15 protein-coding genes and 1 pseudogene are annotated in these 12,766 nt (G+C 60.3%); 6 read left to right on the forward strand and 10 right to left on the reverse strand.

Translation table 11 applies throughout. The features are described from left to right. A pseudogene (locus AB4048_RS24775) lies at positions 1 to 185 on the forward strand (hypothetical protein); the annotation flags it as partial. Then, entirely contained in the window at positions 182 to 811 is a 630-nt protein-coding gene (locus AB4048_RS24780) for a hypothetical protein (protein ID WP_442204651.1), read from the forward strand. The pseudogene AB4048_RS24775 and the gene AB4048_RS24780, both read left to right, overlap by 4 nt. Before the next feature lie 56 nt (positions 812 to 867). Here the strand turns inward: AB4048_RS24780 and AB4048_RS24785 are convergent, their stop codons facing one another. After that, positions 868 to 1,179: a hypothetical protein gene (locus AB4048_RS24785; RefSeq protein ID WP_442204652.1), complete on the reverse strand. Its 312-nt coding sequence runs from the start codon at positions 1,177 to 1,179 to the stop codon at positions 868 to 870. Between the two features lie 32 nt (positions 1,180 to 1,211). Between AB4048_RS24785 and AB4048_RS24790 the strand changes: the two genes are divergently transcribed. Continuing rightward, positions 1,212 to 1,514: a hypothetical protein gene (locus tag AB4048_RS24790; protein ID WP_442204653.1), complete on the forward strand. Its 303-nt coding sequence runs from the start codon at positions 1,212 to 1,214 to the stop codon at positions 1,512 to 1,514. A gap of 7 nt (positions 1,515 to 1,521) precedes the next feature. Here the strand turns inward: AB4048_RS24790 and AB4048_RS24795 are convergent, their stop codons facing one another. The 3 genes from AB4048_RS24795 to AB4048_RS24805 form a co-directional block, all read right to left on the reverse strand. Beyond that, complete coding sequence (locus AB4048_RS24795) at positions 1,522 to 2,739, reverse strand: Nramp family divalent metal transporter (protein ID WP_442204654.1); 1,218 nt, start codon at positions 2,737 to 2,739, stop codon at positions 1,522 to 1,524. Then, positions 2,736 to 3,035: a hypothetical protein gene (locus AB4048_RS24800; protein ID WP_442204655.1), complete on the reverse strand. Its 300-nt coding sequence runs from the start codon at positions 3,033 to 3,035 to the stop codon at positions 2,736 to 2,738. The genes AB4048_RS24795 and AB4048_RS24800 overlap by 4 nt, the downstream gene beginning before the upstream one ends. 79 nt (positions 3,036 to 3,114) lie before the next feature. Continuing rightward, a complete protein-coding gene (locus AB4048_RS24805; RefSeq protein ID WP_442204656.1) occupies positions 3,115 to 3,873 on the reverse strand; it encodes a cytochrome c oxidase assembly protein in 759 nt (252 codons plus the stop codon). Between the two features lie 178 nt (positions 3,874 to 4,051). Here AB4048_RS24805 and AB4048_RS24810 point away from each other — a divergent pair, with 178 nt between their 5' ends. From AB4048_RS24810 to AB4048_RS24820, 3 genes are all read left to right on the forward strand, one after another. Next, positions 4,052 to 4,474 carry a hypothetical protein gene (locus tag AB4048_RS24810; protein WP_442204657.1) on the forward strand — a complete coding sequence of 141 codons (423 nt, stop codon included), beginning with the start codon at positions 4,052 to 4,054 and terminating at the stop codon, positions 4,472 to 4,474. A 59-nt stretch (positions 4,475 to 4,533) separates the two neighbouring features. Beyond that, positions 4,534 to 4,752 (forward strand): hypothetical protein, encoded by a 219-nt coding sequence (locus AB4048_RS24815; RefSeq protein ID WP_442204658.1) that lies wholly within the window; start codon positions 4,534 to 4,536, stop codon positions 4,750 to 4,752. 64 nt (positions 4,753 to 4,816) lie between these two features. Then, the gene (locus AB4048_RS24820; RefSeq protein WP_442204659.1) at positions 4,817 to 5,725 is read left to right on the forward strand and encodes a c-type cytochrome; all 909 of its coding nucleotides are present in this window, start codon (positions 4,817 to 4,819) and stop codon (positions 5,723 to 5,725) included. Positions 5,726 to 5,730: 5 nt separating this feature from the next. Here AB4048_RS24820 and AB4048_RS24825 read toward each other — a convergent pair whose 3' ends face one another. The 6 genes from AB4048_RS24825 to AB4048_RS24850 are packed head-to-tail and all read right to left on the reverse strand — an operon-like array spanning position 5,731 to position 12,704. Beyond that, on the reverse strand, positions 5,731 to 6,189 hold the full coding sequence (locus tag AB4048_RS24825; protein ID WP_442204660.1) for a c-type cytochrome: 459 nt from the start codon (positions 6,187 to 6,189) through the stop codon (positions 5,731 to 5,733). Next, complete coding sequence (locus AB4048_RS24830) at positions 6,186 to 6,788, reverse strand: cytochrome c oxidase subunit 3 (RefSeq protein ID WP_442204661.1); 603 nt, start codon at positions 6,786 to 6,788, stop codon at positions 6,186 to 6,188. The genes AB4048_RS24825 and AB4048_RS24830 overlap by 4 nt, the downstream gene beginning before the upstream one ends. Further along, positions 6,785 to 8,692, reverse strand: a complete 1,908-nt coding sequence (gene ctaD, locus AB4048_RS24835; RefSeq protein ID WP_442204662.1) for a cytochrome c oxidase subunit I — start codon at positions 8,690 to 8,692, stop codon at positions 6,785 to 6,787. Before ctaD ends, AB4048_RS24830 begins: the two co-directional genes overlap by 4 nt. After that, complete coding sequence (gene coxB / locus AB4048_RS24840) at positions 8,689 to 9,681, reverse strand: cytochrome c oxidase subunit II (RefSeq protein WP_442204663.1); 993 nt, start codon at positions 9,679 to 9,681, stop codon at positions 8,689 to 8,691. Before coxB ends, ctaD begins: the two co-directional genes overlap by 4 nt. Continuing rightward, positions 9,678 to 10,259: a c-type cytochrome gene (locus AB4048_RS24845; RefSeq protein WP_442204664.1), complete on the reverse strand. Its 582-nt coding sequence runs from the start codon at positions 10,257 to 10,259 to the stop codon at positions 9,678 to 9,680. The genes coxB and AB4048_RS24845 overlap by 4 nt, the downstream gene beginning before the upstream one ends. Before the next feature lie 42 nt (positions 10,260 to 10,301). Next, positions 10,302 to 12,704: an FdhF/YdeP family oxidoreductase gene (locus tag AB4048_RS24850; protein ID WP_442204665.1), complete on the reverse strand. Its 2,403-nt coding sequence runs from the start codon at positions 12,702 to 12,704 to the stop codon at positions 10,302 to 10,304. Positions 12,705 to 12,766 lie beyond the last annotated feature (62 nt).

Below are 12,766 nucleotides of genomic sequence, written 5' to 3' on the forward strand. Positions count from 1 at the left end.
AAGCCAGAGCGGAGAACCGTCGGAAGGCGGCGTACAAGGCAAAGTTGACGCGGTCGCTGAAGAAGGCCGGAAAGACGAAGAAGGACAAGGAAGAGAAATCGGACGAGCCCGCTTCGAACCTTCGCGGTTGGGAAGAGTTCGACATCGACCCTGGCCGAAACCATGTTGGACAATGCCATTTTTGAAGGATGTCGCCCTCAAAAAAATGGTGACGCCCGATGTGAAGCGGGACGCTGTGGCTCATGCCTGCAAGCAGCATAGGGTGAGCCAGCGTCGGGCGTGCGAGGTTTTGTCCATCGACCGGTCGAGCGTGCGATACCTCAGCGTCCGGCCTGATGACGCTGATATCCGTGAGGCTATGAAGGCGGTCGCATCCAACGATGACGGGGAAAAAGTGCCCATCGGTATCATGAACGCGAAGCAGCCGTTGTCGCTTCCGGAAGACATGGACGTTTCAGTTTCCCATCCCGATCACGATCTTGGACCAACCGACGAGTTTATCGGGCGGGATGAGTTGAGAACACTGACGGAACCCTGGATAGAGCCAGTCCGCATAATCTTCCCGCACCCATCAGTGAACACACTTCTGTCCGTTTGGATGAGGCGAAGGCCTCGGCTGGAGGAAATAATGGCATCTGCCATCGAGGCCGGCTGGGCGACGAGGGAAGTCGCGATCGCTCTCATCGCAGCAGCCAATTCGTTGAACCATGCCAATGGGGCCGACCCGGATCCAGCAGACGATCCTAACCTCATCGACGCGAGAAAAGTGTCGAGCCATAACGCATTGGTTGCAGACATTCGGAGCGAGTGATCGCGAAAGCGCGTCGGAAAAGGGCGGCGGCCAGTTCCCCTCCGTTGGCGGTCGAACTAAATGGAAGCCGGTGTCAGTTGCCTTGGATCACAAAGCAATCGTGGTGAAGCGGTGTTTGAAAGATCGAGTTGCTGCCAAGGGACAGCCAGCACCTCGCCCGAGCGGAAGCCGATGGACTCGAGAACGACACGGGCGAATGAAGAAGACGCCAGGCTCTCCAGATACGCAAAGATCCCGACGCGAAATTCGACAATTAAAAGCTCGTCGCCCTGCGCTTCCGCAATGACTTCCTCGATCCGCCCCACCACCTCGTTCTGCGGTCCAAGCACGCGTGTACCCAGCAGATCCTGGAGATACAGCCCGCTCATGATAGCCCTCCGGGGATCCATCGCAGCACCCTTTGACGAAGCCACTGCTGCCACCGCTCCAATGGCAAGTCTCGACGATCGACGTCGACGGTTATATCGACGCCGACTTGGCCGACCTGAGACCAGGCGATGTGATATCCATGGGCTCGATCGCGAGCGAGTCTGCGAAGACCTACGCCTGTCCACAACCGCCTGACGAGCGTCGACTTGCCGAGTTCGATCGCTACGACTTTGGGAGGCCCCGGCATGTCGAGGCGCAGCACGACGCCGTCAACTCTTCCGACCCGGATCCTGTCCTTGTCGACAAGCTGCTTGTCGAGAACGTCTCGTACTAGGTGCATGTCAGCCTCCCCAGATTTGCAGCGGTACCGTGACGATCGCGAGAACGAAGGCGAGTCCGATGATGAAGAGGACGACCGCGTTCCCAATCCAGCCATTGGTGTGTTCGCCAACGTAAGCCTTGTCGTTCATAAGAAACAAAAACGGGACGACGCCGAGCGGAAGGCTCAAGGCGGTGATTGCCATCGAGAATATGGTGACTCGCAACGGATCGAGACCGGCGGCGATGGGAATGACGGCTAGCACGATCGCGACGGTGTAGACGAGGCTGAAGGCGGGATCGGTCTTCGGTTTTGCGTCTTCTGACCAGTTCCACCCGAACCCCTGGGCGGTGATGTATGCCTGCGCCAGACTGAGCTCCAGTGCGGCGCCGAAGCAAGTGATCAGAAGCGAAAGGGAAAAGATGTAGATGCCCCAGCCGCCGAAGGCCGGTGTCAGAATCATGGCGATCTGCTCGTAGCCTTCGATGTCCGCGATGCCGCGGGGAGGGTAGGTCATGGCGGCGACGACGATGATGGCGACGGAGAGCGTCGCCCCAAACGTCATGCCGAGGGTCGCGGTGATCCTGTTGATTCCGAAATACGATTTGTCCCATTTTTCTTCGATCGTTCCGGATGAGTAAAAGAAGAACAGATAGTTGGAAATCGTGGCCCCGAGTATGCTTACGGCCATGAAGGCGTAATGAAGTCCGTCCCTGTCCGGTAGCGATGGCAGTGCGCCCCATGCTACCTCGCGCCACGGCGGTCCCATGACGAACATCGCGACGACGAACGACAACGCGATCAGCCCGAGGGCGGACACGCCCTTCTCGATCGTTCCGAAGGTGCCGCGCCATAGCAGCAGCCAGACGCCGAAGGCGACCGGCAGCGCCCACCATTGAAAGCTCCAGCCGGTCAGAAACTGCAGGCCCAGCGCGACGCCGCCGATCTCGGCGGCCAGCACCATAAGGTTTACGAGCGAGATCACCACGAAGACGAGGAGGAACAGATTGGAGCCGAAGCGGTCGCGGATGCCGTCGGCAATCGTGTAGTGACTGGCAATGGCGAAACGCCCGGACATTTCCACCAGAAAGATCAGACAGCCGGTTCCAAGAACGACGGCCCAGATGAGAGCGAAACCGTAGGTCGCACCTGCCTGTGCGGAGGTCGCGATCGACCCCGTCTCCAGAAAACCGCCGACGCTGGTAACGACGCCAAGCGAAACTTCGAGCAGCTTCTTCATGGCGTCTCCGTGGCGCGATCAAGATCGCCCCGTGCGCGTTGGAGCGCCGAGACGACACGTGCGGTTCGCGTACGATCTCTGCTAAAGGCGGCGTCCGCAGCTTCTGCGAGAAGCGATGGAAGTTCGGCCATGGCCCCGGATTGGGTCGCCGACAGTTCGGTTTTGTTCAGTTGCTTTGCTAGAGTCGCGATCTCGCGGCGGCATCGCTCCAGCGCCGGGCCGCTGAACACATCGGGAACAAGCCCTACCGCACGGGCGTCGGCGAGCATCTCCGTGCTTGCGATCCAAGACGTCATCTGCTGAAGAAGCCGCCTTTGTTGCTCGGCCTCGCTTGAACATGAAGCGAGCCATACGGCCGTCACAAGCAAGCAGGCCCTACGCACCGAGAACTGCAGGGGAACCTCCTCCGGTAGTTCGGCTCGCGCTGATCACGCGTCCGGTTCTAAGGAGGAAAGCCACTGCAAACGGCAGGCTGGCTGGAACCCAAACGAGAAGTCCCGCCAGTTGCTGGTCTTGCAAGGCCGACAGGCCGTACAGTTCTGTTGTTGCGAAATGTGGCGCGAAGATTGGATGGGGTGCGAAGGTCAGCCATGCGCCGAGCACGGTCATCTGCAGCATGGTTGCGAGGCACAGCACCAGCGCGGCCCCCGCAGGCCTGTCCGGATCGAGAATTTCCCGCCAAAGCCACAGGGCGGAAAGTAAAAGCGGGATCTCCATAGTCCAATATTGCACGCTACCCGACAGCGCGAACGAATAGACGACGGGAACGTGCCACAACCAGAGTGCGCTCGTGTGAGCCGCGAAAGGTAGAATGGCAGGGCAGCGATTCAACCATCCAACCTTCATCACCTGCCATATCAGCGGGGCGGCCAGCGAGGTCAACAGGAGATGATGTACTGCCCTTGCGCTGAAGAGGGCGGAACTCAATGCACACAGGGGCGAGAAGAAGCATGCTGCCAAAATCGCGACTCCTGCAATACGGCAACGCATCTCACTGCTAGTGCCGGAGCGACGCATCGCCCATAGCGCGCAAATTCCAAACACCCCGAGGAGCCATGGATCAAAGTTCCAGGCATGGACAAGACCTGCCGGGGATGGAGCGTGACCGCAATATGGATCAAGGCGAAAGAGCATCAGGCGTTCCCGTCCTTTCCAGTGAAGATGGCGCCCGGCCCGGACAAATCAACACAGTCAGGCAGCTACAGGTGCGAGCCTTAACGCTCAACATGGCGGTGAGCGGCATATGCCGCCCACGTCATGGAACCGCGCGTCATTTCCGTGGTTTCCCATTCAGCACATCAGGAGATCACTCATGTCGAATGTTAGCCGCGTCGGCGATAGCCCGAGCAACAACGCTACCAGCAACACCCAGTTTGGCAAATCCGTCGAAAGCCAAGCTCAGATTTCGGATGCAGCGGTAATGGCCTCAGGTGGTCCGACAGGAGAACCTTTGAACGTTTATCGGCTCGAGCCAATTGCTTCAGACAACGATCCGCGTTGGGATAACGACCCTAGCCATGGCGTCGTGGTCGTAGCGGCGCGCACCGCCGGAGACGCACGCATCGTCGCCGCCGGCCGCGAACTCGATTTCATGGAAATTGACGCGGCGCCCGCCGAAGGCGTCACGACTTCGAACGCCAGCGCCTTTAGGGACGACAAGCTCTACACCGTCGTCGAGATTGAGCACGGACGGCTGGATCTGTCGCGGAACGTTCTTGAGGGCGACATTCTGTAGCCACCGAAAAGCCGAAGAAGTCTGAGGGCTGCGGCGACAGTTCACGATCGGAGCAAGCAATGGACGACCTAAAGACCGAAGCCGCGAAACTCGCTGAAGAATACGTGCGTCTCGGCGGCACGCGGCGCGCCAAGATTGATGACAACATCGTCAGCATCAGGAAATGGCAGGAGGAGCCCCCTGAAGCGCAGGTGTTCTGGAATGAGAAGATCGCGCCGCTTTCCAAGAAGCGCCAAGAGGAACTCGTGACCCTTCTTCCAACCATCAATTCGGTCTGAGCCCAGGCACGTGTCGTTCAGGGAGCGGGTTCTTCGGCCATCCCTCGAAAGCGGGGCTTCAAAGGTGAGGTGGATTGCAAGTCTTATAGCCGGCACCGTGGTCCTTGCGATTGCCGTCGTATGGTGGGCGACGACAGCTCGCGCGCCTTTTCCTCCTGGCGATCCATCGTTGGCTGCGGCCGGCGATGCCCAACGGGGCAGAGTCATATTTGCGGCCGGCGACTGTTCGTCCTGCCACGCGACTCCAGGCCAATCAGACAGACTGCGCCTCGGCGGAGGGCTTGCGCTGGCCTCTCCCTTCGGCACCTTCCGACCGCCGAACATCTCGTCCGATCCGAAGGATGGGATCGGTTCATGGACCGTCGCGGACCTGGCCAACGCCCTGATCGGCGGTGTTTCCCCTCGCGCCCAACATTACTATCCGGTCTTTCCCTATCCGAGCTACACCGCGATGAACCTTGAGGACGTGGAGGATCTGTTCGCTTTCCTGCGGACGTTGCCTGCTGTCGAGGGGAGGCCGCCGCCGCACGACATCCCACTCGTCTTCAGGGTGCGGCGTTTCCTTGGGTTCTGGAAGCTCCTGTTTTTTCGCCAGGGCAGGTTTGATGGGGCTTTGACGGTTGATGCAACTCACGACCGCGGCGCCTACCTTGTCGAGGCCGTAGGACATTGCGCAGAGTGCCATTCGTCGCGAAATCTTCTAGGCGCCGTCATTCCGGAGACCCGCTTCGCCGGCGGTCCGGATCCAGAAGGCACGGGCTTCGTCCCCAACATCACCCCGGCGCGCATCGGCGGATGGACCCCGGCCGAGGTGGCGGAAGTTCTGAAGAGCGGCAACACGCCAAATCATGGACGTGTTGGCTCCTCGATGGCCGATGTGGTCTCGAATACCGCCATGCTGCCGCAGTCTGACCGGGACGCGATCGCCGCCTATGTGACGTCGCTGCCGGCGCGTCCAACGCCCCATCCCTGATGCTATCAATGGGCATAGAGATAGGCGGCGACGTCGCGAGCCTCAGTCTTCGATATACCCGTCTCGGGCATCGCCGTCCCGGCCGAAAATGTCGGGGGCGAGGCGATCCATCGAGCGAGGTTGTCAGGGGTGTTATTCAGAACGCCCGCCACGTAGACACGCCGCCGCAGACCGGAGAGCGATCCGCCGACCTTACCGTCGGCGCCCGAAACACCCGGTATCGTGTGGCAACCTGCGCAACCGTATGTGCGCATCACGGCAGGCGCGCGCTCCGGATCGCCCCCGGTCAGGAGCCGCGCCGTCTCCGTTCGGGTTATGCGCTCTTTCACCATCTGTGTGGCGACGAGGGCCGCGAGCATACTCGAAACGATGATCGCGGCTCCCGCAACAATCCATTTGAGTTCCGGCTGGGTGGACCGACGTTCGAGCGGCAGGGCGGTTTCAGTTTCCTGTCGGGGGATCATAAGCGTGGAACCCAGTAGAGGCAGAGATAGAGGGGAAGCCAGGTGATGACCACAAAGTTCCAATACATCGCATTGTCCTGGACGTCCCCGTAGCGCCGGGCGTTGTCGGCGTGGCGGCTGAACATCAACGCTGTGAGAACAAGCGTGTCGACGACGTCGGTGATAATATGAGTCGTGTGCAGTCCCAATAGCACCCAGACGATCGAGCCGTAGGCGTTCGTATCCCAGCGCACGTGCGTGGCAGGAAATTCGAAGACCCTCGCCACCAGCGGAAGAAGCCCTGCCACCGACATCACGACCATGCCAACTCGGACACGAGCCAAGCTCTTCTGCCGTGCCCATCGGGACACGATGATGTTTGGGATCACGCTTGCGATGAGAATTGCGGTCAGAACGGTGCCCGGCAGAAGATCCGGCGGTGGCGCGTCCGTCGGCCAATGCTGCGCGACGCTCGCCAAATAGAGGTAGACCGCTATTCCCAGCGCGAAGCCGGACCCTTCTATCAGCATGAACGCCAAGGTCCCCCACCAGCTCAGGCTTGCGGTTCCGAGACCATGCAGGGGCAGGTGGGAGACGTCGAGGGCAGGGCGTGTCGTCATGCTTCGTCCTCCGCGTCGCCTTTCGGCCAGAACCATCCGATCAGGGTGACTGCAATAGGAATCGATCCCCACACGACGGCCCAGGGCGAGAATATCGACCAGATCAACATCGCCGACGTCGCGAGCGCGGCCAGCAGCGGCCATATGGAATTCGTGGGCGAGGATTCGCGGGCTTCCGGGGTGCCTTCGACAACGGTGGTGACCAGAAGTTCACGACGGTCGGTGCGCATGCCCGTCACGACCGGCAGATCCAAGGTTTGCCGCCAAAGTGGCTCGCGGGAATCTACCACCGGAATTCTGCGGAAGTTGTATGACGCCGGGGGCGACGACGTCGCCCATTCGAGAGTGAAACCGTTCCAAGGATTCGGCTCCGCCAATCGACCGTTATGCGCGCTGCGCAGAGCGTCGAGGAAGAACAGCAGGAAGCCGCTGGCCAATATGACCGAGCTGGCGCTTACGAAAAGATTGAGCGTCCCCCACGGCATCTCCGGCTGATATGTGTAGATGCGCCGGGGCATCCCGATTAGCCCGAGGATATGCATGGGAAAAAACGTGAGATGAAAACCGCAAAACACCAGTCCGAACACCCAACGCCCTAAGCGTTCGCTCATCATTCGGCCGGTCATCTTCGGGAACCAGTAGTAGATCGCGCCCATCAAGGGAAAGACGGCGCCGCCGATCAGCACGTAGTGAAAGTGGGCGACGACAAAATACGTGTCATGAACCTGCGTGTCGAACGGCACCGAGGCCACCATGACGCCCGTCAGGCCGCCCATTACGAAGGTGATAATGAAGCCGATAACGAAGAGCATCGGCGTTGCCAGACGAGGCTTTCCGTCCCAGATCGTGGCGAGCCAGCAAAATATCTGCACCCCTGCGGGAATGGCGATCGCCATGCTTGAGGCGGTGAAGAAGCTTTCTCCGAGGTTAGGCAGCCCGACGACGAACATGTGATGCACCCAAAGTCCGAACGCCAGAATGCCGGTCGCGACCAGCGCCAGCACCAGCGGGATGTAGCCGAAGACCGGCCGTCCGGTGAAGGTCGAGACGATCGTCGAGACCATGCCGACGGCCGGGAGAAAAACGATGTAGACCTCAGGATGGCCGAAGAACCAAAACAGATGCTGCCACAATAGTACGTCGCCGCCCTTCGCGGGATTGAAGAAATGGGTTCCGACCAGCCGGTCGAGGATCAGCGATGAGCTCGCGAACATTATGGCCGGCATCGCCAGCATGACCAGGAAGGACGTCACCAGCATCGACCACACGAACAGCGGAATGCGGTCCAAGGTCATTCCCGGCGCCCGCTGCTTAAAGACCGTCACGACGATCTCCACGGAAATGGCGAGTGCAGAAACCTCCGTGAATGTGATCATCTGGGCCCAGACGTCCGCTCTCTTTCCCGCTCCGTACTGTGGCCCGGACAACGGAACGTAGGCGAACCAACCGACGTCGGGCCCAACGTCCAGTGCAAAGGACACCCACAGCAGAATCCCACCTCCGAGGAAGATCCAATACGAGAAGGCGTTGAGCCGCGGAAACGCGATGTTGCGGGTCCCTACCATGAGGGGCACCAGATAGACTCCCATTGCCTCCATCACCGGGACGGCGAACAGGAACATCATATTCGACCCGTGCATGGTGAAGATCTGGTTGAAGCGATCGGGGGATATCAACCGCGCTTCAGGAGTTGCGAGTTGCGCCCGCATGGCGAGCGCGAGGACGCCGCCCATGGCCATGTAGATGAAGGCGGTGACAATGTAGCGGCGGCCAATGATTTTGTGATCGACTGTCGAAAGGGCCTTCCAAAGGCCGGACCCCGTGCTCCACGTGCGGTCCAGGCGCGCATCGAGATCGTGGTCGTCGAGCCCTGCATCTGAACTTGGAAAAGAGCTGTTGGTCATTTTAGCTCCGTCAGATAGGCGGACACCTGCTGCAACTCGTCGCTGGAAAGCGGCACGACGGGCATGTTGTTTCCCGGTTTCAGCGTCTGGGGATCGGCGATCCAGGCCGCGGCGCTCCCCCGTGTGTTCGGTAGAATGTCGGCGGCGATGGCTGCGCGGCTTCCGAAATGCGTCAGGTCGGGACCCGATTTCCCGGATGCTGCCGTTCCCCGGATGGTATGGCATGCCGCGCACGGCTTGCTCTGAAACACGGTCTCGCCCTTGGCGGATACGGCGTCCTGCGGTGGTCTTCTATCGAGCTTCTGAGCTTCGAACCAGCGTTCATAGTCCGCCTGGTTTTCGGCGACCACCAAGAGTGCCATATGGCCATGCTGGAGACCGCAGAATTCCGCGCATTGACCCCGATAGACGCCTGGGCGATCGGCGTGGATCGTGAGATAGTTCGTGCGACCGGGGATCAGATCCTTCTTCCCGGCAAGGCTAGGCACCCAGAATGAATGAATGACGTCCGGGCTTTGAAGTTGCAGCCTGACGTCCCGCCCGACCGGCAGATGAAGCTCATTCGCCGCCTCGAACGACGATCCGGACTTTGGATCTTCGTAGGTGAATCTCCACCACCATTGCTCACCCTGCACCCGAATAGTCGGCGCTTCTTCCGACGCGCTAGGCAGACGCCATTCGGCCAGAAAGCTCATGGCCGTAAGCACCGCAATAACCAGCACCGTTGCCGTCGAAGCGATCATGACGATGCCGCCGATCCGCCGTTCGGAGCCGGCATCGCCAACTGGACGCTCGCGCCAGAGAAGCGAAAGAAAGAGAAACCCAATCACGAGCAGCCAGACCGCTGTGCAGACGCCGACCATGATCAGAATAAGGTCATTCAGGACAGACGCCGACAGTCCCTCTGGATGCAGCGCCGACTGTGAGCCCGTATAGCCGGAAATCTCGAGTTCGGCGCCGAGCAGCGTGAGGGCGGTGGGGGGACTCATGGACTGGGTCCTTGATCCGGCCGCATCCCAGCCGGTCCTTCATCGAAAAGTATGGCAGCCGGAGCGCGGTTCTCCGCCGGCCGGGACGTTGCATCGTCGTTCCGGGAGGGAGCGGTCGAAGCGGCCGAAAGAGCACCGATGGTCCTTACGTATCCGGCAAGCTGCCAGATCTCGTCGATGGTCATCCGGTCGCGAAAGGCCGGCATTCCATGGGGGCGGCCGTCTCTGATCGATGCGACGATAGAAACCATCTCGGGGCCGTAGAACCACCAGCCATCCATGAACGACGGGCCGGCGCCGCCCCTACCGTCGCCGTGGCAAGCGACGCAGCCGAACCACGCATACAGTCGCTTGCCCTGGCTGAGGTCGAAAGCCGTCCTCTCGTATGGTTTCCCGATCGCGAAGTAGACTTCCGGGGGCGCGCCGCCGATCCCGTTCGGCATCAGCCGAATTTCCTCGAGCCCGGCCGCAATGGGCGGATCGAGGCGGTAGGTCCGGCCCTCTCGGACCCAGCCGACGAACGCTCCAGAGGCGACCGCCACGCCGGCGGCAGCGGCCGATGTCAGGACAACTGCCAAATCACGGCGTTTCCCCCAAACCCAAGTCACATCCTAGTCTCCCTAGTCGATCGGCCGATGTTGCGAACGAGTGACGAAAACGGGCAGAAGCTTGTAGGAGGGTGTCTTCGACTTTTCGTCATGATGGTTCAGTGGAAACAGTGGATTGCATTCTGGATAGTAAGCGGCGCAGCATCCTGTCGGAATGCCGTACTCAACGATGCGGAGGCCGAGGACGCTGCGCTCAGTCGCTTGATCTATCGCCGTGATAAGGTCCGCGACGTCGCCGTCGACGAAATCCAGGCGCTGCATGTCCTCGGCGTTCATGAAGAGCACTTTTCGTGTACCCTCGACGCCGCGAAATCGGTCGCTGTAGCCATAGATGGTAGTATTGAACTGGTCATTGGAACGCAGCGTCGACAGATGTAGGATGCGGCTTGTGTCGCCTTCTACATGAAACTCTGGAAACAGTCGCGACGGAGTGATGAAATTAGCCTTGCCGGAGGGCGTGACCCACTTCCGCTCGCGAGCGGGCAACGGGCGCGCGAAGCCTCCAGGCTGAAACAGCCGCTTGTTGAAGTCCTTGAATGTCTCCGGATAGGTGCTCTCGATAGCGTTCCGGATCTCTTCGTAGTCCGAAACCCAGCGGTCCCACGGGACAGCAACCGTTCTAAGAGCTGCTTTTGCCATCCCGGCGATGATCGCGGGTTCTGAAAGTAGGTGAGGGCTCGCCGGCTTGGCCCGGCCCTTCGAGCCATGGAAATGCGCGATCGACGTCTCGATCGATACGGCCTGTGGGCCTGTATCCTGTTCGTCGATCTCCGTTCGCCCAAGGCAGGGAAGAAGATACGCGACCTCGCCATGGACGACATGGGTCCGATTGAGTTTCGTCGCCACTTGGACAGTCAATCGTAGCTTTTTCCAAGCAGCTTCCATGGCCTGGGTTTCCGGCACCGCCCGAAGGAAGTTGCCGCCGAGACCTATGAACGCCCGGCATTCTCCGTTCATGATGGCTTCGCACGTCTCCACGGTGGAATGTCCCGTCCATTTCGGAGGGTCGAATGAATAGAGCTTTGCAAGCTTGTCGAGCGGCGCGAGGCCCGGCTTCTCGGTGATGCCGACCGTTCTCTGTCCCTGCACGTTCGAGTGTCCGCGCACGGAGCATATGTTCGCTCCCGGCTTTCCAATGTTGCCTCGCAACAGGGCCAGATTGGCGATCATGTGAACGTTGTCGACGCCCATTAGATGCTGGGTCACTCCCATGCCATAGGCGATGACCACGGCCTGCGCGTTTGCATAGGTGCGCGCAGCCTGCTCCATGTCCCGGCGACTGAGACCGGACACACGTTCGAGTTCGGGCCACGCATGGGCTCTGGCAACCGAGGCGAATTCCTCGAATCCTTTGGTGTGATCGCTGATGAAGTCGTGATCCAGCACGTGTTTCTTGTCGGCGGCCGCCATCGAGGCGGCGAAGGCGACCTCCCCGGCGTTGGAAAGGTCCAACGGTTCGTCGTCCTTTCCGGAGACCTTGCTTGCGCCCGTCAGCGTGAGCGCGTCGTCGGTCTCGATCAGCGCCTTGCAGATGCCGAAGAGGGCGGCGACGTCCCCGCCGCTTTTCACCTGGTAGTATTCGGTGGAAATCTTGGTTTCATTGCCCGACAGCATCTCGCTCGGCGATTGCGGGTTCTTGAAGCGTTCGAGGCCCCGCTCATGCAGCAAATTGATGGAGACGATCGGAACGCCGCGGGCTGCGGCGTCCTGCAGGTCGTGCAGGAGGCGAGGGGAGGACGTGCCAACGTTCTGCGCAATGTAGAAGATACAGTCGCAGTTTTGAAAATCTGAGAGGATCGCGGTTCCGACGGCAGCGCCGATGCTTTCGGGAAGGCCGACAGAGGTGCTTTCGTGGCACATATTCGAACAGTCTGGCAGATGGTTGCTGCCATACATGCGGGCGAAGAGCTGGTACATGTAGGCAGCTTCCAGCGACGCCCGGCCCGAGGTATAGAAGTCGACCTGTTGAGGGGAAAGAGACTTAAGTTCGCTGCCGATGTCCGCGAATGCCTGCTCCCATTCGACGGGTTCATATCTGTCGGTCGCCGAATTCCAACGCATCGGCTGGGTCAGGCGCCCCTGTTCTTCCAGATCGTGGTCCCTCCACAGCTCCAGCTCGGACAAAGTGTGGCTCGCGAAGAACGCGGCGTCCGCCTTTCGGTCGGTGATCTCCCAAGCGGTCGCCTTGGCGCCGTTCTCGCAGAATTCGAGGGGGCGAGGTTTCGCCGGCTTGGCCCATGCGCAACTGACGCACATGAAGCCGTCGGGCTTGTTTTGATGCGCGAGAAGCGAAGGGCCTTCGACCGGAACATGCTCTCGCAGGAGAACCTGCCCCACCGACTTGGCAGATCCCCAACCACCTGCCGGCCCAGAATATTTCCCTATCGCCGGGTGCTGCTTTGGTTTTCCAGACATGACGCCTCGCGAAACGTTCAATAGCGCTCCTGGGATTTGGTTCCCCGTGCCGCTCAGCCCGA

Source organism: Rhizobium sp. RAF56 (assembly GCF_052113965.1).
Classification (GTDB): Bacteria; Pseudomonadota; Alphaproteobacteria; order Rhizobiales; family Rhizobiaceae; genus Rhizobium.